The following is a 19,923-nucleotide window of genomic DNA, read 5'->3' as shown; positions in this document are numbered from 1 at the left end:
ATTCACGCTTTTTGCGCGCGCGGATGGGCTGCGTCATAAACCTCAAGCAACCGCGCGGTATCCACGGCCGTATAGGCTTGGGTCGTCGACAGCGAAGCATGACCCAACAGTTCTTGGATCGCGCGCAGATCGCCGCCTGCATTCAACAAATGCGTCGCAAAGGAGTGGCGCATTGCATGGGGCGTCACGGTTGAGGGCAACCCCAACTGCATGCGGGCCTGTTCAGTGACTTTCGAAATCAACCGTGGATTAAGCGGCCCACCGCGTTTGCCGCGAAACAGGGCCATGTCATCTTCCAAATCATAAGGGCATTCGCGCACATACTCCGCCACCGCGCGGCGCGCCACGGGCAAGACCGGCACCAACCGTTCCTTGTTGCCCTTGCCGACAATGCGGATCGTTTCGCCTAAGGGGGCTGCGCGCCCTGTGAGGGACAGCGCTTCTGAAATCCGCAACCCGCAGCCATAAAGCAAGGTTAAAACCGCCATGTCACGGGCTGCAATCCACGGCTCGGCCGACTGCAATTCGACCGTGTCGATCATATTTTGTGCCGCATCTGGCGTCAAAGGGCGGGGCAGCTTTTTGCCAAACTTTGGCGCGCGCGCAGACAGAACGCCCGTGGCATCAAACCCGTCGCGTTCGGCAATCCAACGACTAAAGGTTTTGACCGCAGACAAGGACCGCGCCAAGGACCGGGCGCCAATGCCGCGCGCACGTTCAGAGGCCATCCAAGACCGCATATCCGAAATGGTAAGCTCTGCGATTTTGCCCGTGCCAAATCCGGTGCCATGGTGGTGCATCATAAAGGACAGCCAGCCGGTGACGTCGCTGCGATAGGCGGTGATCGTGTTCTCGGACACGCCCTTCAGCGCGCGTTCAAGATCAAGCCACTCGGCGACGCAGACCCGCAAGCCATCCGTCAGACCGCCAGAGGCAACCGAGGCGGTCATGCGAGCCAGCGGCGCATGGTCTTTTCAAAAACGCCTGCGAAAAAGGACAACAAATCTGTGCCTTGGCTGGTTTTGAACATGGCGGGATCTTCGGCGCCCAAAATCAAAAGCCCTGGCAAGCGACCTGATCCGAAATCAAGTTTCAGGCAGGCTTCTGAGCGGATAAAGCCGGATTCTGTGCCGTAAATCATATTCGCTTCAGGGACCACGGCGCGCAAAGTCACTGGGCGCACGGGCACATTGCGCCCAAGCGTCAGATAGGTGTCGATGAAATGCGGTTCTGCCGTGACCAAGACGTTGCCCAATTTGCGCACAACTGGATCTTCGTCTTCGACATTGGTTTCCAGCAAAAGTTTGACACAATCGACCCGCAAAATATCGGCAACATCGCCGCCCAAATCACGCAAGAAGGTTTCAAAATCAATCGGATCCATCATGCGTAAAATCGCGCGGTGGATTTGATTGGTGCCCGCTACGTTTTCATAAGCGGCCGCAACCACTTCGCGGTGGGTGTCTTCCAGCTTATCGAGCCGCCCTTCAAGCCGCTCCATCGCGATGCCGCGCAGATCGACGACATTAGCGCCGATGGTTTTTTCATTGGCTGCAATGAGCGCGCGCATCACATCAATATCATCAAGGATCATATCCGGTTCGGAGATGATTTTTTCGCGCAGATCTTCGGCCAAAAGAGCCGTGGGAACTTGGGTGTTCATATGGTTTGCCTCAAACATTAGCTGGATTTTTCCAGTCTCTTGCTTGGCAATGTGACCGTTTGACGGCTTTCGCGCAAGATAAATGGGTTGTGATGCGGCTGCATCTTGCCAGATGAGTCCAAGCCGCAACATCTTTGAAACGCCACAAGCCGCGCAGATGAGCTGATCTGCACCTAAGGGTTGCTCTGGTATGAGGCGGCGAAACCTCCTACTAATTTCGAATATGACTCACGACGGATATTTCCCCCAAGGCGCGCTTGTCGCGGTGCTGACCACAGAACCGCTGGACCGCCCACTTGATTACAAGGCGCCAGACGGCGGCTGTCAGATCGGTGATTTTGTGCAGGTGCCGCTTGGCCCGCGCAAGGTGTTGGGCTGTGTGTGGGGCAAGGGGCGCGGCGGTTTTGATCTGAGCAAAGCCCGCGCGATTTCGAATATTCTGGATGTAGCGCCGATGACGCCCGACATGATGGCGTTTTTGACCCGCGTTGGCGATTATACTTTGACGCCGATGCCCGCGATGCTGCGGCTGGCTACACGTGCGCCGGGTTTGGTGGATCCGCCATCGATGCGCAAAGTCTACCGTTTGGGCACGGGCGAAATGCCGCGCGAAACAGACGCGCGCAGGCGGGTGATCGCGGCCTTGAAAGACACGCCGAACCTGTCGTTTACCTTGAAAGAACTGGCCGAACATGTGGGGGTTGGCACGGCTGTGATCAAAGGCATGGTGCCTTCTGGCGCGGTGCTTGAACAAGACAGCCCGCGTGATTTGGAATTCCCGCGTCTCAATCCGCAGGCCTCTGGTAAGGTGCTCAGCGACGATCAAGCCACGGCGTCATCCGCTTTGCGCGCGGCTGTGGCCTCTGAGACCTATTCCACGACATTGCTTAAAGGCGTCACGGGATCGGGCAAGACCGAAGTGTATTTGGAAGCCGTGGCGGAATGTTTGGCCAAAGGCCGACAGGCTTTGGTGCTGTTGCCAGAGATCGCTTTGACCTCGGAATTCTTGGACCGTGTCGAGGAACGCTTTGGCGCAAAGCCGGCTGAATGGCATTCTGGCGTCACCATGACCGAACGGCGCCGCGTGTGGAAAATGGTTGGCACAGGTGGTGCGCAGATGGTGATCGGCGCGCGCTCTGCACTGTTTTTGCCCTATCAAAACCTCGGGCTGATCGTGGTCGATGAAGAACATGATACCTCGTACAAGCAAGAAGAGGGCGTGCTGTACAACGCCCGCGACATGTCCGTTTTGCGCGCGTCTTTGTGTTCGGCCACGGTTGTTTTGGCCTCTGCCACGCCGAGCTTGGAAACATGGGCCAATGTGGACAGCGGCAAATACAAGCGCCTTGATTTGGTCAGCCGTTTTGGTCCTGCCGTGATGCCCGAAATGGGCGCTTTGGACATGCGTAGCGAAAAACTGCCCGCCACGCGATTTATATCGGATCAACTGGTGGCAGAGGTGAACAAACGGGTGGAAAAAGGCGAGCAATCGCTGTTGTTCATCAACCGTCGTGGCTATGCCCCTGTCACCATTTGTCGCGCCTGCGGGCATCAGATTGCCTGCGATCATTGCGATGCGCGCATGGTCGAGCACCGGTTTTTGAAACGTTTGATGTGTCACCAATGTGGTGAGACCAAAGAGATGCCAAACACTTGCCCATCGTGCAAAGCCGAAGGGAGACTTGCCCCCGTTGGTCCCGGTGTGGAGCGCTTGGCCGAAGAGGTCGTTGAGAAATTCCCCGATGCGAAAGTGGCGGTGCTGTCATCTGACCTGTTTGGCTCTGCACGGGCGTTGAAGGAACAAATCCAACTGATTGCAAATGGCGATACGGATATTGTCATCGGCACGCAGTTGGTCGCCAAGGGGCACAACTTTCCGAACCTCACTTTGGTGGGTGTGATTGACGCCGATCTGGGCCTGCAAGGGTCGGATTTGCGCGCCGCTGAACGCACATTCCAATTGATGCGCCAAGTGGCCGGACGGGCCGGGCGCGCGGAAAAACGCGGCACGGCTTTGATGCAAACCTATCAGCCCGAACATCCTGTCATTCGCGCCATTTTGGCCGGCGACGAAGAAGGCTTTTGGAAGGCTGAAGCGGCGGAGCGCAAGATGGCAGGTGTGCCCCCGTATGGCCGTATGGCGGGGATTATTTTGTCGGGGCCGGATTTGGGCGATGTCACACGGGCGGCGGGTGACATGGCGCGCAATACAGCACCTTTGCAAAAGATTGGCGCGATGGTCTTTGGTCCCGCACCAGCACCGATTGCGCGGGTGCGTGGCAAACACCGGATGCGCTTGCTGGTGAAGGCCGAAAAGACCGCGCCCTTGCAAAACGCGCTGAGCCAATGGGCCGCAGGCGTTAGATTGCCCAAAAATGTGCGGCTGCAAATCGACATTGATCCGCAAAGTTTTTGGTAGGCCGCGCGCAATCAGGCATGAAATCAGGCTTGCATCAGGCCTGAACTAGCCTTGCACTAGCTTTGCACAAGGGGTGATCGAAACTATTGCCTTTCCACGCCCTCGCGCAGCGCCTAGACCAGCGATATGCAAACCCGTGTCACATTAGCCGATTCCGCGCAGTTGCCGGTCTATCGCCGCCCGATCTTCTTGTTGTTTCTCATGGCCTTTGCCATGCCCATTGCGTTCAACACATGGAGCGCTTTGCTGAACAATTTCGTCATTGAGGTGGCTGGCTTTACCGGTGTTGAAATCGGGTGGTTGCACACTGTGCGTGAAATTCCCGGCTTTTTGGCGGTGGGTGTGATCGCCTTGATGATGCTGTTTCGTGAGCAGGTTTTGGGCATTGTCGCCTTGCTTTTGTTGGGCGTGGCCACGGCTTTGACGGCGTATTTCCCATCTTTCGGGGGGATTTTGACGCTGACCATGCTGTCGTCCATCGGGTTTCATTACTATGAGACGGTGAACCAATCGCTGCAGTTGCAATGGATCGACAAGGCCCGCGCACCGCAAGTGATCGGCTGGCTTATGGCGGCTGGGTCTGCGGCGTCATTGCTTGCCTATGGTCTGTTGGTGGCGACGTGGAAGACCTTTGATCTGTCGTATAGCTTTGTCTACATGGTGGGCGGTGGTGTCACGGTGCTGATCGCGCTGTATTGTATGTTCGCCTTCCCACAGTTTGAATCGCCCAATCCGCAGCTTAAGAAATTCATCCTGCGCAAGCGCTATTGGTTGTACTACACGCTGCAATTCATGGCCGGTGCGCGGCGTCAGATTTTTGTCGTCTTTGCCGCCTTTATGATGGTCGAGAAATTCGGCTTTGATGTGCACCAAGTCACGTCGCTGTTCATGATCAACTTTGTGATCAATATGATTGTCGCGCCGCTTATGGGCCGTTTGGTGGGCGCGCGGGGCGAACGCTTTGTGTTGTTGTTGGAATACGCAGGGTTGGTCTTGGTGTTCTTGGCATATGGCGGGCTGTATTGGTTTGGCTGGGGCGTTTTGATGGCCTCTGCGCTGTATGTGATTGACCACATGCTGTTTGGTTTGGCCTTTGCCTTGAAGACCTATTTTCAAAAGATCGCGGACCCGCAAGACATCGCGCCGACAGCTGCGGTTGCCTTTACCATCAATCATATAGCGGCGGTGTTTTTGCCGGCCGCACTGGGGTATCTTTGGATCGTATCGCCTTCGGCTGTGTTCATTTTGGCCGCAAGCTTGGCTTGTGTGTCGTTTGGCTTGGGGCTGTTGATTCCGCGCCATCCTGAAAAGGGTAATGAGACGATTTTGGCCGCTCGGTTTCGGGCGCGCGCGCGAGGCTAGCACTGTGATTGCGCAGCTGTGATTGCACAACTGCGTGATGATCTGGCTGCCGCCCTTGGGGTGTGTGCAACAAAGCCCTATATTTGTGCCAACTCATAAAGGATGTACCCATGTTTTCACTGTTCAATAAAACGAGTCTTCCGACAGCTGACACAGCTCTTGCAGGGCGTGACACAGCGATCCCAACGGCTGAAACGCACTTTGTTTACGGCACAGCGCTGAAAGCCCCCGTGGCCAAAGGGCATGAGGTTGTGTTGTTTGGCATGGGCTGTTTTTGGGGTGTGGAGCGGATCTTTTGGTCCTTGGACGGCGTAATCAACACGGCTGTTGGATATGCCGCAGGGGTCACTCCAAACGCCACCTACAAAGAAGTGTGTTCTGGTCAGACGGGCCACAACGAAGTTGTGCGCGTGGTTTATGATCCTGAGCAGATCAGTTTTGAGGCACTGCTCAAAGTGTTCTGGGAAGGTCACGATCCGACGCAAGGGATGCGCCAAGGCAATGATCGCGGCACGCAGTACAGATCTGGCATCTACACAACGTCCGATGCGCAGGCTGAGGCGGCAACTGTAAGTCGTACGGCTTATGAGGCCACCCTGCGCAAAGCGGGGCTTGGCGCCATCACAACGGAAATTCTGCCTGCGCCGGAATTTTTCTATGCGGAAGACTATCACCAACAGTACCTTGCGAAAAATCCAGACGGGTACTGCGGTATTGGCGGCACTGGGGTCAGTTGCCCCATCGGGTTGCCCGTGCAGTCCGATTGATCTGAAAACGCTGGCGCGGCTCTCTATTGCATAGGGGGGTCGGCGCTGATTTTGGGCGGCGGCACGTTGAGACCGGTTGTTTTACGTGCCCCCGTGCGAAAAGACATGGACCAAAGCCCTGCAAAGCTGTTTAAGCACAGCGCAGATCAAAGGAGTGTCGCCATGCCAACGTTTACAGCTTTCACCAAAACCAAAGGTCGTTTGCCAGCCGAGGCCATCAGCGACGTTCTGGAAACATTGATCCCAGAACCCACAGGCGTTGGCGTTTTTGAAATCGAAGACGGCTCTGGATTGTGGGAAGTGGGCGCCTATTTCACCGAAGCCCCCGATGTGGTTGGGCTGGCGTTGATTGCGGCTGCGAATGACGCGAAAGATTTTGTTATTTCCGAGCTGCCCGACACAGATTGGGTCGCCAAAGTGCGCCGCGATTTGGCACCTGTTGAGGCGGGGCGGTTTTATGTCTACGGCTCGCATGATGCTGACACTTTGCCTGACGACAAAATTGGTCTGTTGATCGAAGCTGCGATGGCTTTTGGCACGGGGCACCACGGTACGACGCTGGGTTGTTTGCGCGCCTTTGATCGCTTGCTCAGCTCTGGGGCCACCTTTGAAAACGTGGCCGATATTGGCTGTGGCACCGCTGTGCTGGCCATGGCGGCGGCTAAGGTGAATGACACGCCTGCATATGCCTCTGACATTGATGAAGTCGCCGTTGCGGTGGCGCAAAGCAATGTGGATGCCAACGATCTTGCAGGGCGGGTCATCTGTCTTGAAGCGGCTGGTTTCAGCCACGAAACGCTTGCTGCAAAAGCGCCGTTTGATCTGGTCTTTGCCAATATTTTGAAAGGCCCGCTCGTGGCGCTTGCCCCAGATGTGGCCGCGCACACCAAGGACGGTGGCTCGGTGATTTTGTCGGGTATCTTGAACCCGCAAGCCGCACAGGTGATCGAGGTCTATACCAACAATGGCTTCACGCTGACACATCACGAAGAGATCCTTGACTGGTCCACCCTGACACTGACCAAAACGGCTGCCTCCTAACGCGTACGCCCCAATCGGATCGGGGTCAGATCGGGATTTACCCCTATTGGTGTTTGCAATGTTCTCGTTTCGTGCTAATCGTGAACAAAAGCAAAAGAAGAGCAGGGGTGACTATGCGAGTACTCGGGATAGACCCAGGTCTGCGCAATATGGGCTGGGGTGTCATCGACGTCTCAGGGCCGCGTATTACGCATGTGGCCAATGGGATCTGCCATTCACTGGCCTCTGACGATCTGGCGATCCGCCTGTTGTCGCTGTTCGATCAGCTCGCTGATGTTGTCCATACCCATCAACCCGATTGCGCCGCCGTGGAACAGACGTTTGTGAACAAAGACGCTGTCGCCACATTGAAACTGGGGCAAGCCCGCGCCGTGGCCTTGCTCGTGCCTGCGCAATTTGGCCTGCCGATTGGCGAATACGCCCCCAATGCGGTGAAAAAAGCCGTGGTGGGTGTGGGCCACGCAGCTAAGCAACAGGTCGAGCACATGATCAAACTGCAATTGCCGGGCGTAAAACTGGCAGGCGCAGATTCCGTTGATGCTTTGGCCATCGCCATCTGCCATTCACACCACGCGCAATCTGGCGCACGGTTGCAAGACGCCATCGGCAAAGCCGCGGCCAAACGCCCTGCGGTCAAATCGTCTTATGGCAAACCCACCACTCGCACATCCCCCATCAAGAAAGCACGCGCATGATTGGCAAACTCACAGGTATCGTGGATTACATCGGCACAGATCATGCGATGATTGATGTGCGTGGCGTGGGCTATATCGTCTTTGTGTCTGAACGCACCCGCATGGCCATGCCGCGCCAAGGCGAACCCGTGGCGCTTTATACGGATATGCTCGTGCGTGAAGACAATATGCAGCTGTTCGGCTTTACGTCCCTGTTTGAAAAAGAATGGTACCGTCTGTTGATTTCCGTCCAAGGCATCGGCGCGAAAGCCGCCATGGCCATTTTGGGCACGCTTGCGCCCGAAGCTGTGGGGCGGGCCATTGCGCTGGGCGATTGGAACACCATCAAGGCGGCCCCCGGTGTGGGCCCCAAAACCGCGCAGCGCGTGATTATGGAGTTGAAAGACAAAGCACCCAAAGTCATGGCCATGGGCGGCGCGATGCCTGAAACACTGGATGCTGCGGATACGGCAGACGTGATCGAGGCTTCAGCACCTCAAACAGCACGCAAACCTTCGGCGGCCAAACCTGCGCCCAAGTCCAATATCGCCACTGAGGCGGATGCATTGTCAGCGTTGCAAAACCTCGGATATGGTCCATCAGATGCGGCCAGCGCTGTAGCGCAAGCGGCGCAAGACGCGCCCGAGGCGGATATGGCAGCGCTCATCCGCGCGTCCCTCAAACTGCTCGCGCCAAAGGATTGATAGATGGACGAATTTGATCCGATTGAGCCCGACGACACTCTGCGCGGCGAACGCCAGCCCCAAGACGCGGACCGTGCTTTGCGCCCGCAGGTCTTGGACGAATTCATCGGCCAGCACGAGGCCCGCGCCAACCTGCGTATCTTTATTGAGTCCGCGCGCAGACGCGAAGAAACCATGGATCACGTGCTGTTCTATGGCCCGCCCGGTTTGGGTAAAACCACACTGGCGCAGATTATGGCGCGTGAACTTGGCGTGAATTTCAAAATGACCTCTGGGCCTGTTTTGGCGCGCGCGGGTGATTTGGCGGCGATCTTGACCAATTTGGAAGCCCGCGATGTGTTGTTCATCGACGAAATCCACCGGATGAACCCTGTTGTCGAAGAGGTGCTATACCCCGCGATGGAGGATTTCGAGCTGGATCTCGTCATCGGCGAAGGCCCCGCCGCGCGCACCGTGCGCATTGAATTGCAGCCCTTTACGCTTGTGGGCGCGACCACGCGGATGGGCCTTTTGAGCACGCCCTTGCGCGACCGTTTTGGCATTCCCACGCGGCTGCAATTTTACACCACTGAAGAACTGCACGAGATCGTCACCCGTGGTGCGCGCATGCTTGGCGTGCCGGCCGATGACGCGGGCGCGCATGAGATAGCCAAACGTGCACGCGGCACGCCGCGCATCGCGGGGCGCTTGCTGCGCCGCGTGTTGGATTTCGCTGTGGTCGAAGGCGATGGGCGCATCACGCACGCCATTGCCGACAATGCGTTGACGCGGCTTGGCGTTGATCATCTGGGCTTGGACGGCGCGGACAGGCGGTATTTGCTGCTGATCGCGGAAAACTACCAAGGCGGGCCTGTGGGGGTTGAAACGCTCGCGGCGGCTTTGTCGGAAAGCCGTGATGCGATTGAAGACGTGATCGAGCCATATTTGCTGCAACAAGGCCTGATCCAGCGCACTCCGCGCGGTCGCATGCTGACGCAAAAATCATGGCATCACCTCGGCCTGCAACCGCCACAAAAGCCCGATCAAATCGATATGTTCGGCAAATAAACGAGGCCCCTCATGGACATCGCAGAGCTGCAAAAACGCGCCAAGGCCGTCAATGACATCTACGTCGACAGCTTCAATCTTGAACGTGACGGGCTGTTTTTGACGGGCAAACTGGTCGAGGAAGTGGGCGAGGTCATGGGCGCGTATTTGAAACTCCACGGGCGGGCGCGTGGCGCTGATACAGACCCCAAAACGTTGCGCGCCGATTTCGAGGATGAAATGGCGGATGTTTTGGGCTTTTTACTGGTGCTGGCGGATGCAGAAGGGGTGGACTTATCCGCCGCTTTTGACAAGAAGTGGGGCAAATACTTGGAGCCGCAATCATGACCGACACCGCCACAGGATTCACCCCCGAAGCTGTTGAAGCTTATTTCACCCGCGCCAGCGGCGATTATGTGTTTGCACGTTGGGGGCGACCCATTGCGCCGGTGGTTTTTGGCGTCACCGACGACTCTATGGCGGTCATCAAAGGGGCGATTGAAACCGCGATTGTGATCGCAGGTGCCGAGATTGCTGAAACCGACCCTGAGCTTGGCTCAAACCTGATGATGTTCTTTTTCTCGGATTGGAAAGAACTGCTGGATGTGCCGAACATGGGCGACATGATCCCTGATTTGGAAAACCGCGTGGCCACGTTGATTGACCGCAACGCCCATCAATATCGCGCGTTTCGCTTTGACGACGACGGGGCAATCCGCGCCTGTTTCACCTTTGTGCGCATGGGCGGCGCCATGGATGAGGTGCCCGCTGATGTGATTGCGCTGTCCCAAGCCACGCAAGCGCTTTTGCTGTGGTCTGACACCGTGTTCACTCAAGACAGCCCCTTGGCGCAGACCGAAAGCGGGGCTGTTATTCGCCCTGATGTCGCCAATTTGCTGCGCGCCTCTTATGACCCTGTGTTGCCCAGTGCGGCGCGCGATGCCTCGCACGCTTTGCGCCTCTATGCGCGTTTGATCGCGCAATAGATTTTGGCCTTGTCGCGCTGTCTCGCGCGGCACTGTCTTGCGCTTGTCATCCGTGCCGCTTAGCGTGGCACAAACGGAGTGAGGACGCGCAGATGAGCCATAAGTTTCCCGTACATGTCTACTATGAGGACACCGATCTGGCGGGGATCGTTTACTATGCCAACTACTTTAAATTCATCGAACGCGCGCGCACCGAATGGGTGCGTGAGGCGGGCGTGGATCAGGTGGCGTTGAAGGCGGACGAGGGCATCGTTTTTGCAGTGCGCCGTGTTGAGGCCGACTATCTAGCACCTGCAAAATTCGACGATGATTTGACCGTCGAGACGGAAGTCGAGGCGATCACCGGCGTTCGGATCGTGCTCAATCAAACCGTCAAACGGGGTGAAACGCCTCTGTTTGTGTCGCAAGTCACGCTTGTCGCCCTGTCCGAAACCGGCCATCCAACGCGTCTTCCGGCAAATATTCGCCGAAATCTGCATTGAATTGGCGGTGATTGGCGAAATTTCCCCGCAAATTACAATATGCTCACAGGTAAGTGTTGGTGATAACCCTGCTCATGGGGTAAATTGTGAGTTAACAACAAGTCGCGCAAACAGCGGCATAGGCAGAAAAAGAGCAGGTCATGGAACAAACAACCCTTGCGATGGCGCAGGAGATCGATTTCTCGTTGCTGGCGCTTTTTATGAAAGCGACCATCACGGTTAAAATCGTCATGTTGATGTTGATCGGGGCGTCCTTTTGGTCGTGGTCCATCATCATCCAAAAGCACATCAATTTTCGCAAAGCCAAGGCCGATGCCGCTGTCTTTGATCAGGCCTTTTGGTCTGGTGAGCCGCTGGACGAGTTGTATGACCACATCGCCGGTACGCCGCGCAATGCGCCGGAACGCGTGTTCGTCGCGGGCATGACCGAATGGCGCAGATCGCACCGCGCAGACGGCGGTTTGATTGCGGGCGCGGGCTCGCGGATTGACCGCTCCATGGATGTGGCGATTGCCAAAGAATCTGAAGTGATGAACAGCCAATTGTCTATCTTGGCCACGGTTGGCTCAACCGGTCCATTCATCGGGTTGTTCGGGACTGTTTGGGGCATCAAGACCGCGTTTGAAGACATCGCATTGGCGCAATCCACCAATTTGGCCGTCGTGGCCCCCGGTATTGCCGAGGCGCTTTTGGCGACAGCTCTGGGCCTTTTGGCGGCGATCCCTGCGGTGATTTTCTACAATAAGCTGTCTGCGGACAGTGACAAGATCTTGGGCGGATACGAAGCCTTCGCGGATGAGTTTTCCACCATCCTGTCCCGCGAATTGGATTCCTGAGCCATGGGTGCGGGTCTTGCAAAAAACAAATCGGGCGGCGGTCGTCGCGGTCGTCGTCGTGGTCAAGCGGCAGCGATGAGCGAGATCAACGTGACGCCGTTTGTGGATGTCATGTTGGTGCTGTTGATTATCTTTATGGTCGCAGCCCCGATGATGACAGTGGGCGTGCCTGTTGAGTTGCCAGAAACCGCCGCCACCGCTTTGCCGCAAGAAAGTGAAGAGCCATTGTCGATCACATTGACTGCCGATGGACGGGTTTTGCTGATGAACAATGAAGAAAACCAAGAGGAATTGGTCACAAAGCTGCGTGCGATTGCTGATGAGCGCAACGATGACAAAGTCTTTTTGAGCGCAGATGGATCCATTCCATACGAGCAAGTCGTCCAAGTGATGGGCGCGCTGAACGCAGGTGGGTTTCGCAATATTGGCCTTGTGACAGAGCAAGGCGGCCCGCGTTTGGATGGGTCGTCTGTGAGCACAGGCAACTGAGGCCGCGCGGGTGAATAAAGGTCTCTATATTTCGGCCGGCGCGCATGCGGGGCTTGTGGCCTATGTGCTGCTGGGCGGATTTTTCGTGAAACCCAACCATACAGAGCCATTGCAGACGCAAGAAGTCTCCTTGATTTCTGAGGCGGATTTCGCGTCCCTTAGCCGTGTCGAAACATCGCCCGATGTGCCCACCATAGCGCCTGAAATTCGCGCCCCTGAGGTGGATGTGGCCGCCCTGTCAAACCCAGAGCAATCCCAGCCAGACACCAGCACGCCGACTGTGCCATCTCAGCCAAGTGCCGCAGACACCGCCCCGTCAGAGCCCGCGCCCTTGAGCCCGCCCGTGCGCGTGGACCCAACGCCGCCAAGCCCGACAAATGATCCTGAAATTTCGTTGGAAGATCCCGGCGCTGGCTTGCCAGATATTGCGGACACGCGCCCCACGCCGCGCCCTGTGCCGCGCATCGCGCCTGAGGCGGTGGTGAACCCTGACAAAACGCCAGATATTGCCGATCAGTTGACGCCGAAGGTGTCGCCAGATGCCGAACAGACCGCCGAAGTGAAACCCGACGAAGAGGCTGCCGCACCGCAAGAAGCCACAACCGAAATCGTGACCGAAGCGGAAACCCCGTCGGGCATGTCCACATCACCACGCCCAAAATCCCGCCCCCAATCTATTGCGACACAAGTGGCGCAAAAGGCGGACGATCAAGCCAAAGCGCAAGCGGATGAGGCGAAAGCCGAAGCAGAAGCCAAAGCCGCAGCCAGCGCGGATGCCGCAGCAGATGCTGCCGCTGATGCCATCGCCGCCCTTGCTGCTGAGGCTGTGTCTGAAACACCTGCTGCTCCAAAAGGCCCTTTGGGCCCACCTTTAAGTTACGGTGAAAGAGACGCTTTACGAAGTGCGATTGGAAGGTGTTGGAATAAAAACTTTTCGCAGCATGCAAAAGAAAAACCCGTTGTGGTCGTCGCAGTGTCGATGAACAGGAATGGGACACCCATTGAGGAGTCCATCACACTTTCTGAATCATTTGGGGGAAGCGAAAAATCTGTTCAATTAGCTTTCGTCCGCGCCAGCAACGCTATTAAACGATGTGGGGCGCGTGGACTGCCACTGCCGGTCGAGAAATTTGACCGATGGGAAAAAATGCTAATTACTTTCGATTCTAGTGGAGCGACATTCTAATGATGAAACTTACAGCCATGGCGCGCAGCATTGCGGGCGCAGCTCTTGCCGCAGCTTTCGTATTGGGCGCGCCGATTTCGGTGGCGGCTCAAGATCAAGGCCCGCTGAAAATCGAAATCACCCAAGGTGTGATCGAACCTTTGCCCGTGGCTGTGCCCAATTTCATCGCCGAGACGGTGCAGGCCGCCGATTTTGCGCAGAAGATTTCCGATGTGATTGCGGCGGATCTTGTGGGCACGGGCTTGTTCCGCGAAGTGCCTGAAAGCGCATATATTTCGCGCATCACATCTTTTGAAAGCCCTGTGCAATACGCCGATTGGAAAGCGATCAACGTGCAAGGTTTGGTGACAGGGGCCGTGGCGGTGGACGCAGGCGGCAATCTGTCGGTGAAGTTCCGCGTGTTTGATGTGTTTTCCGATGCGCAGCTAGGGACGGGGCTTCAGCTTGGTGGGTCCACCCAAAGCTGGCGCCGTATCGCGCATAAGGTTGCCGACGTGGTTTACAGCCGCATTTCGGGCGAGGGCGCGTATTTCGACAGCCGTGTGGTGTTTGTCTCTGAGACGGGTTCAAAGCAAGCGCGTCGCAAGCGCCTTGCGGTGATGGATTACGACGGCGCGAATATGCAGTTCCTAACAGACGATTCCGCAATTGTTTTGGCGCCACGCTTTTCGCCAACAGGGGATCGGGTGCTCTACACCTCATATGAAAGCGGTTTCCCGCAAATCATGATGTTGGATGTGGGCACAGTCACGCGCCGCCAATTGCCAGTGCCGGCTGAAAGCATGTCCTTTGCGCCACGCTTTTCGCCAGATGGACGCTCGGTTGTTTATTCGGTCTCAACGGGCGCGAACACTGATTTGTACCGTATGGATATCGCGTCGGGTCAGGCCGTGCGCTTGACCAATACGCCCGCCATTGAGACGGCGCCGTCGTTTTCGCCCGATGGATCGCAGATCGTGTTTGAAAGTGACCGGTCTGGCAATCAGCAGCTCTATATCATGCCTGCTGGGGGCGGGGATGCGAAGCGCATTTCCTTTGGTCAAGGGCGTTATGGCACGCCCGTTTGGTCACCGCGCGGGGATTTGATTGCTTTCACCAAGCAAGCAAACGGCCGCTTCCACATTGGCGTGATGCGCACGGATGGCTCCGAAGAGCGGCTGTTGACCGCGTCTTTCTTGGATGAGGGTCCGACATGGTCGCCCAACGGTCGCGTGATCATGTTTACCCGTGAAACCCAAGGGGCAACAGGGGAATCCGCGATGTATTCCGTCGACATTTCTGGGCGCAATCTGCGCCGCGTGCCGACCAATTCTGGTGCGTCCGACCCCGCATGGTCGCCGCTGTTGAAATAGTGATTGAGCGGCACTCCCCAAAGAGCTTGGCGAGTGCTATACTGACCCAAATTGAGCAGACATAAATTCCGCAAAAGGATATGACCATGACCCACATTCAATCATTGCTGACGCGCAAGTCCCGCAGTGCGACTGCGCTTTTGTTGGTGTCCGCACTGGCCCTGAGCGCCTGTACAAACCCGAACCGTTTTGGCGGTTACGGCGCTGACGGCCAATTCGGTGCCAATGGCGCAAATGGTGCGATCATTCCAGGCTCCGCCAATGATCCCAAATCCACCGCATACTTTAGCCAAACCATTGGCGACCGCGTGTTGTTCCTTGTTGATCAATCCACATTGACGACTGAGGCGCGCGGGTTGTTGGCGCAGCAAGCGCAGTGGTTGAACGCAAATCCGGGCTATACCGCGATTATCGAAGGTCACGCCGATGAGCAGGGCACGCGCGAATACAACCTCGCATTGGGCAGCCGCCGCGCTGCTGCGGTGCAAAACTTCTTGATCTCACAAGGTGTGGATGCGACGCGCTTGCGCCCCATCACCTACGGCAAAGAACGCCCCATCGAAGTGTGTTCTGCAGAAAGCTGCTATGCACAAAACCGTCGCGCTGTGACCGTTTTGGCGGCTGGCGCAGGCATTAGCTAAGGTGCGAAACATGACAACAGGTGGCGGTATGAAACGCGTTTTGATGACAACTGCGGTGGTCTTTGCGGTCGGCTTTGCCGCGCCTGTTTTTGCGCAAGACGCGCAAACCTTGGCTGATATTCGCCAAGAGGCGGCCATTTTGTCGGTCGAATTGAAAAAGCTCAAACGCGAGCTGTCGACCACAGGCGCGCCCAACACGGCTTTGGTCGGCGCCTCCACGCTTGAACGCGTTGACACGATGGAGGCCAGTCTGGCCAAGCTGACCGGCAAGATGGAGCAGCTGGAATTTCGCATCGACCGGATCGTTGCGGATGGCACGCGTCAACTTGACGATATGAATTTCCGCCTGTGCGATCTTGAGGCGGCCTGTGATATCAGTGATTTGCCGTTGCTGACGCCTTTGAGCGGCACGGATGCGCCAAGTGGCGCGACCAATGTTGTGACCACTGCACCTGCACCTGCGCCCGTTCCTGCGCCGACAGAGGGATTGGGGCAGCTGGCTGTGGCAGAGCAATCGGATTTTGACGCCGCAAAAGCCGCCTATGATGCTGGAGATTACGAAGCGGCGGCTGCGGCTTTTGGCACGTTCGCGCAAAACTACACGGGCGGTGTTTTGACCAGCGAAGCGCAATTCATGCAGGGCGAGGCTTTGCTGCAATTGGGCCAGACCGAAGATGCGGCGCGCGCTTATTTGAGCAGTTTCAACACGTCCTCTGAGGGCGCACGCGCGCCTGCCGCATTGCTCCGTTTGGGTGGCACGATGGCCGCGCTTGGGCATGTGGATAAGGGCTGCGTGATGTTGTCCGAGGTTGAAAACCGGTTTGCGGGCACGCCTGAAGCGGGTGAGGCGGCGGCGGAACTTCTGTCTTTGGGCTGTCAATAAAACCCGCACTTTGAGGCGCATCACTTGTTCCAACAGTGATTTTGTCGCATAGCGGTTTGCATGACACACACTGACCCGCAGCTTTCGACGCTGACACAATTTTTTGCGACGCGTTTTGGCGCTGAGACACCGGATCATATCGGGGTCGCGGTGTCTGGTGGTGGCGACTCTTTGGCATTGTTACGCTTGATGGCCACGTGGGGTGCGCGGCAAGGCGTGCGCATCTCAGCCGTCACAGTCGATCATGGGTTGCGCGTGGAGGCGGCACAAGAAGCGGCTTTTGTGGGTGAAACATGCGCCGCGCTGGACATTGCACATACGACATTGAAATGGACCGACTGGTCTGGTGCAGGCAATCTGCAAGATGCCGCGCGGCGGGCGCGCTATGCGCTAATGGCGGATTGGGCGCGTGCGCAAAACATCACGGCGATTGTGCTGGGCCACACGCTGGATGACCAAGCAGAGACCTTTTTCATGCGTCTCGCGCGGGCCTCTGGCATCGATGGGCTGAGCGGCATGCAAGAGCAGCGCGAGGCCCACGCGATCACATGGCTGCGGCCGCTTTTGACCAGCCACCGTGCTGATTTGCGCCAGTATTTGCGCGGCTTGGATCAGGCATGGATTGATGATCCGAGCAATGACGATGAGGTCTATGATCGCGTCAAAGCCCGCAAGGCCATGGCCGCGCTGTCGGATCTTGGCGTGGATGCGCAGATCGTCGGGCGGGTGATGGCGCAGCTTGGGCAGGTGCGCTCGGCGCTGGACCACGCGACACATGCCCACGCTTGTCACTGCATGCGCCAAGAGATGGGCGATTTGGTGATTGATCGCGCGGCGTTTGTGCGCGCCCCTGAAGAAGTGAACCGGCGGCTGGTGTCGCATGCGCTCAGGTGGATTGCCTCAACGGATTACGGGCCGCGGGCCAGCAAATTGCAGGCGTTTATGTCGGCCATGGTGCAGGGCAAGGACGCGACTTTGCACGGGGTGCGGCTTGTGGCGACGGCCGCAGAATTGCGACTGTTTCGTGAATATTCGGCCGTTGAGGGCGAAATCTTGTCTGGCAGTGGCATTTGGGACAAACGTTGGCGCATTGCCTGCGACAAATCGCAGGAATTTATTGTGCGCGCTTTGGGCGACGATGGCTTGGCACAATTGGGCCCGCGGACGCCTGAGAACCCGCCACGAGAGAGCTTAAAGTCCACGCCTGCGGTGTTTAGCGGCGATATCTTGGTGGCGGCTCCGATGGCGGTACCCGTGACACCCCTTGCGCAAACACCGCTGAATGTGTCGGCAAAGCTGATCTATCCACAAGACCATGTGTTCACATCTCTTTTATCGCATTGAACTTATGCCACCGATGCCTATTTTAAAGGGAACCGCTTAGCGCGCCCGCGCTGAGTCTGAATTTTCGAGGAGACCTCATCTTGGGTAACGCAAGAAATCTCGCCTTTTGGCTGGTACTTTTGATGCTGGTTGTGGCGTTGTTTAACGTCATCGGCGGCAGCAATACGACCATGGCGACAGACGAACGAGCCTATTCCGAATTCATGAGCAGTGTTGATGCTGGTGCTGTGAGCTCCGTCAACATTGATGGCGAGAAAGTGAACTACACTTTGGCCGACGGCACTGAGTTTTATTCTATCAACCCTGGCGATCTTGAATTGCCCGGCAAGTTGATCGAACAGGGCGTGATTGTTGAAGGTAAAGCACAAAAGCCAAGTAGCTTGAAATCACTCGCTATGTCGTTGCTGCCTTTCGCATTGATCATCGGGATCTGGATTTTCATCATGAACCGCATGCAAGGCGGCGGCAAAGGTGGCGCGATGGGCTTTGGCAAATCGAAAGCCAAACTTCTGACCGAAAAAGCTGGCCGCGTAACCTTTGATGATGTGGCTGGCATTGATGAGGCCAAAGAAGAGCTCGAAGAAATCGTAGAGTTCTTGCGCAACCCGCAAAAATATTCCCGCTTGGGCGGTAAAATTCCAAAGGGCGCTTTGCTTGTTGGTCCTCCCGGTACGGGTAAAACATTGCTGGCACGCGCGATTGCGGGCGAAGCTGGCGTGCCGTTCTTCACCATTTCTGGTTCTGACTTTGTGGAAATGTTTGTCGGTGTCGGTGCATCTCGTGTGCGCGACATGTTCGAACAGGCCAAAAAGAACGCGCCTTGTATCGTGTTTATCGATGAAATCGACGCCGTGGGCCGTGCCCGTGGTGCGGGTTACGGCGGCGGCAATGATGAGCGCGAACAAACGCTCAACCAATTGCTTGTCGAAATGGACGGCTTTGAAGCCAACGAAGGCGTGATCATCGTTGCGGCGACCAACCGTCGTGACGTGCTTGACCCTGCGTTGCTGCGTCCAGGTCGTTTCGACCGTCAAGTCACCGTGCCAAACCCAGACATCAAAGGTCGCGAGAAAATTTTGGGCGTGCATGCGCGTAAAATCCCTCTCGGACCTGCGGTTGACCTGCGTACGATTGCGCGCGGCACACCTGGATTTTCCGGTGCCGATCTTGCGAACCTTGTGAATGAGGCTGCGTTGATGGCAGCGCGCATTGGCCGCAACGTTGTGACCATGGTCGACTTTGAGGCTGCGAAAGACAAAGTCATGATGGGCGCTGAACGCCGCTCTATGGTGATGACGACTGAGCAAAAAGAAATGACCGCCTACCACGAAGCGGGCCACGCCATTGTCGGCATCATGCTGCCAAAATGTGACCCCGTGTACAAAGCGACGATCATTCCACGCGGCTCTGCTTTGGGCATGGTGATGAGCCTGCCTGAAATGGATCGCTTGAACATGTTCAAGGACGAATGCCACCAGCGCATCGCCATGACCATGGCGGGCAAAGCGGCTGAGATCATCAAGTACGGCGAAGGCCAAGTGTCTAACGGTCCTGCGGGCGATATTCAGCAAGCCTCAAGCTTGGCGCGCGCTATGATTTTGCGGTGGGGCATGTCCGACAAGGTCGGCAACATCGACTACGCCGAAGCGCATGAAGGCTACCAAGGCAACACAAGCGGTTTGTCGATGTCTGCATCGACCAAAGAACTTGTTGAAGCCGAAGTGAAAGACTTTATCCAAGCCGGCTATGAGCGCGCGTATAAAATTCTCGAAGACAACAACGAAGAATTTGAGCGTCTCGCACAGGGCCTTTTGGAATACGAAACGCTCACTGGTGACGAGATCAAGCGCGTGATGAAAGGCGAACTGCCGCAGGTTGATGAGGCTGAGGAAGCCGCTGCTGCGCCAGACACGCCGTCTGTGATTGCCGTGCCGACAACCGGCAAGCGCAAGCTCAAAGTGATCAAGGATGAAGACGTCAAAGCGGATGCATCCGACGCGACCGAGTCTGACACAACTGACGCTGATTCACCTGAGGCTGAAACAAAAAAGCCTGAATAAAATCAGCA

General features: G+C 56.7%; 20 protein-coding genes. 18 read left to right on the top strand and 2 right to left on the bottom strand.

The features are described 5' to 3' along the window. Positions 1-2 precede the first annotated feature (2 nt). Complete coding sequence (locus ABF287_RS10445) at positions 3-950, bottom strand: tyrosine recombinase XerC (RefSeq protein ID WP_347184951.1); 948 nt, start codon at positions 948-950, stop codon at positions 3-5. Further along, positions 947-1,663 carry a DUF484 family protein gene (locus tag ABF287_RS10440; protein ID WP_347184950.1) on the bottom strand — a complete coding sequence of 239 codons (717 nt, stop codon included), beginning with the start codon at positions 1,661-1,663 and terminating at the stop codon, positions 947-949. Before ABF287_RS10440 ends, ABF287_RS10445 begins: the two co-directional genes overlap by 4 nt. A 223-nt stretch (positions 1,664-1,886) precedes the next feature. Between ABF287_RS10440 and ABF287_RS10435 the strand changes: the two genes are divergently transcribed. From ABF287_RS10435 to ftsH, 18 genes are all read left to right on the top strand, one after another. Continuing rightward, positions 1,887-4,082 (top strand): primosomal protein N', encoded by a 2,196-nt coding sequence (locus ABF287_RS10435; protein ID WP_347184949.1) that lies wholly within the window; start codon positions 1,887-1,889, stop codon positions 4,080-4,082. Between the two features lie 126 nt (positions 4,083-4,208). After that, the gene (locus tag ABF287_RS10430; protein WP_347184948.1) at positions 4,209-5,444 is read left to right on the top strand and encodes an MFS transporter; all 1,236 of its coding nucleotides are present in this window, start codon (positions 4,209-4,211) and stop codon (positions 5,442-5,444) included. Positions 5,445-5,554: 110 nt separating this feature from the next. Continuing rightward, positions 5,555-6,211: a peptide-methionine (S)-S-oxide reductase MsrA gene (msrA, locus tag ABF287_RS10425; RefSeq protein ID WP_347184947.1), complete on the top strand. Its 657-nt coding sequence runs from the start codon at positions 5,555-5,557 to the stop codon at positions 6,209-6,211. Positions 6,212-6,373: 162 nt separating this feature from the next. Beyond that, positions 6,374-7,252: a 50S ribosomal protein L11 methyltransferase gene (locus ABF287_RS10420; RefSeq protein WP_347184946.1), complete on the top strand. Its 879-nt coding sequence runs from the start codon at positions 6,374-6,376 to the stop codon at positions 7,250-7,252. Between the two features lie 113 nt (positions 7,253-7,365). Further along, positions 7,366-7,947: a crossover junction endodeoxyribonuclease RuvC gene (gene ruvC, locus ABF287_RS10415; protein WP_347184945.1), complete on the top strand. Its 582-nt coding sequence runs from the start codon at positions 7,366-7,368 to the stop codon at positions 7,945-7,947. After that, complete coding sequence (gene ruvA, locus ABF287_RS10410) at positions 7,944-8,630, top strand: Holliday junction branch migration protein RuvA (RefSeq protein ID WP_347184944.1); 687 nt, start codon at positions 7,944-7,946, stop codon at positions 8,628-8,630. The genes ruvC and ruvA overlap by 4 nt, the downstream gene beginning before the upstream one ends. 3 nt (positions 8,631-8,633) lie before the next feature. Beyond that, complete coding sequence (gene ruvB / locus ABF287_RS10405) at positions 8,634-9,677, top strand: Holliday junction branch migration DNA helicase RuvB (RefSeq protein ID WP_347184943.1); 1,044 nt, start codon at positions 8,634-8,636, stop codon at positions 9,675-9,677. A gap of 12 nt (positions 9,678-9,689) precedes the next feature. After that, entirely contained in the window at positions 9,690-10,004 is a 315-nt protein-coding gene (locus ABF287_RS10400) for a hypothetical protein (RefSeq protein WP_347184942.1), read from the top strand. Continuing rightward, on the top strand, positions 10,001-10,642 hold the full coding sequence (locus ABF287_RS10395) for a hypothetical protein (protein ID WP_347184941.1): 642 nt from the start codon (positions 10,001-10,003) through the stop codon (positions 10,640-10,642). Before ABF287_RS10400 ends, ABF287_RS10395 begins: the two co-directional genes overlap by 4 nt. A 92-nt stretch (positions 10,643-10,734) precedes the next feature. Beyond that, positions 10,735-11,124 (top strand): tol-pal system-associated acyl-CoA thioesterase, encoded by a 390-nt coding sequence (gene ybgC, locus ABF287_RS10390; RefSeq protein WP_347184940.1) that lies wholly within the window; start codon positions 10,735-10,737, stop codon positions 11,122-11,124. Between the two features lie 140 nt (positions 11,125-11,264). Beyond that, entirely contained in the window at positions 11,265-11,960 is a 696-nt protein-coding gene (gene tolQ, locus ABF287_RS10385; RefSeq protein ID WP_347184939.1) for a protein TolQ, read from the top strand. 3 nt (positions 11,961-11,963) lie between these two features. Next, entirely contained in the window at positions 11,964-12,449 is a 486-nt protein-coding gene (tolR, locus tag ABF287_RS10380) for a protein TolR (RefSeq protein WP_347184938.1), read from the top strand. A gap of 10 nt (positions 12,450-12,459) precedes the next feature. Further along, positions 12,460-13,635, top strand: coding sequence for a hypothetical protein (locus ABF287_RS10375; RefSeq protein WP_347184937.1), 1,176 nt, complete (start codon positions 12,460-12,462; stop codon positions 13,633-13,635). A gap of 17 nt (positions 13,636-13,652) precedes the next feature. Continuing rightward, positions 13,653-14,987, top strand: coding sequence for a Tol-Pal system beta propeller repeat protein TolB (gene tolB, locus ABF287_RS10370; protein WP_347184961.1), 1,335 nt, complete (start codon positions 13,653-13,655; stop codon positions 14,985-14,987). A gap of 86 nt (positions 14,988-15,073) precedes the next feature. Beyond that, positions 15,074-15,628, top strand: coding sequence for a peptidoglycan-associated lipoprotein Pal (pal, locus tag ABF287_RS10365; protein WP_347184936.1), 555 nt, complete (start codon positions 15,074-15,076; stop codon positions 15,626-15,628). A gap of 10 nt (positions 15,629-15,638) precedes the next feature. After that, positions 15,639-16,511 (top strand): tol-pal system protein YbgF, encoded by an 873-nt coding sequence (gene ybgF / locus ABF287_RS10360; protein ID WP_347184935.1) that lies wholly within the window; start codon positions 15,639-15,641, stop codon positions 16,509-16,511. A gap of 60 nt (positions 16,512-16,571) precedes the next feature. Then, positions 16,572-17,855: a tRNA lysidine(34) synthetase TilS gene (gene tilS / locus ABF287_RS10355; RefSeq protein ID WP_347184934.1), complete on the top strand. Its 1,284-nt coding sequence runs from the start codon at positions 16,572-16,574 to the stop codon at positions 17,853-17,855. A gap of 80 nt (positions 17,856-17,935) precedes the next feature. Further along, on the top strand, positions 17,936-19,915 hold the full coding sequence (gene ftsH / locus ABF287_RS10350) for an ATP-dependent zinc metalloprotease FtsH (protein WP_347184933.1): 1,980 nt from the start codon (positions 17,936-17,938) through the stop codon (positions 19,913-19,915). The last annotated feature ends 8 nt before the right edge of the window (positions 19,916-19,923 follow it).

Origin of the sequence: Pacificibacter sp. (assembly GCF_039769035.1) — a bacterium.
Taxonomy (GTDB): Bacteria; Pseudomonadota; Alphaproteobacteria; order Rhodobacterales; family Rhodobacteraceae; genus Celeribacter.
The sequence above is the reverse complement of the archived record's forward strand: the minus strand, read 5'-3'. Positions and strand labels throughout refer to the sequence as shown.

Excerpts from the sequence above, each read along its gene's own strand:
- tilS (WP_347184934.1), top strand. The coding sequence starts at position 16,572 with ATGACACACACTGACCCGCAGCTTTCGACGCTGACACAATTTTTTGCG.
- ABF287_RS10440 (WP_347184950.1), bottom strand. The coding sequence starts at position 1,663 with ATGAACACCCAAGTTCCCACGGCTCTTTTGGCCGAAGATCTGCGCGAA.
- msrA (WP_347184947.1), top strand. The coding sequence starts at position 5,555 with ATGTTTTCACTGTTCAATAAAACGAGTCTTCCGACAGCTGACACAGCT.
- ABF287_RS10445 (WP_347184951.1), bottom strand. The coding sequence starts at position 950 with ATGACCGCCTCGGTTGCCTCTGGCGGTCTGACGGATGGCTTGCGGGTC.
- ABF287_RS10400 (WP_347184942.1), top strand. The coding sequence starts at position 9,690 with ATGGACATCGCAGAGCTGCAAAAACGCGCCAAGGCCGTCAATGACATC.
- ybgF (WP_347184935.1), top strand. The coding sequence starts at position 15,639 with ATGACAACAGGTGGCGGTATGAAACGCGTTTTGATGACAACTGCGGTG.
- ABF287_RS10395 (WP_347184941.1), top strand. The coding sequence starts at position 10,001 with ATGACCGACACCGCCACAGGATTCACCCCCGAAGCTGTTGAAGCTTAT.
- ruvA (WP_347184944.1), top strand. The coding sequence starts at position 7,944 with ATGATTGGCAAACTCACAGGTATCGTGGATTACATCGGCACAGATCAT.
- ybgC (WP_347184940.1), top strand. The coding sequence starts at position 10,735 with ATGAGCCATAAGTTTCCCGTACATGTCTACTATGAGGACACCGATCTG.
- ABF287_RS10435 (WP_347184949.1), top strand. The coding sequence starts at position 1,887 with ATGACTCACGACGGATATTTCCCCCAAGGCGCGCTTGTCGCGGTGCTG.
- tolQ (WP_347184939.1), top strand. The coding sequence starts at position 11,265 with ATGGAACAAACAACCCTTGCGATGGCGCAGGAGATCGATTTCTCGTTG.
- ABF287_RS10420 (WP_347184946.1), top strand. The coding sequence starts at position 6,374 with ATGCCAACGTTTACAGCTTTCACCAAAACCAAAGGTCGTTTGCCAGCC.
- pal (WP_347184936.1), top strand. The coding sequence starts at position 15,074 with ATGACCCACATTCAATCATTGCTGACGCGCAAGTCCCGCAGTGCGACT.
- tolR (WP_347184938.1), top strand. The coding sequence starts at position 11,964 with ATGGGTGCGGGTCTTGCAAAAAACAAATCGGGCGGCGGTCGTCGCGGT.
- ABF287_RS10430 (WP_347184948.1), top strand. The coding sequence starts at position 4,209 with ATGCAAACCCGTGTCACATTAGCCGATTCCGCGCAGTTGCCGGTCTAT.
- tolB (WP_347184961.1), top strand. The coding sequence starts at position 13,653 with ATGGCGCGCAGCATTGCGGGCGCAGCTCTTGCCGCAGCTTTCGTATTG.
- ruvB (WP_347184943.1), top strand. The coding sequence starts at position 8,634 with ATGGACGAATTTGATCCGATTGAGCCCGACGACACTCTGCGCGGCGAA.
- ruvC (WP_347184945.1), top strand. The coding sequence starts at position 7,366 with ATGCGAGTACTCGGGATAGACCCAGGTCTGCGCAATATGGGCTGGGGT.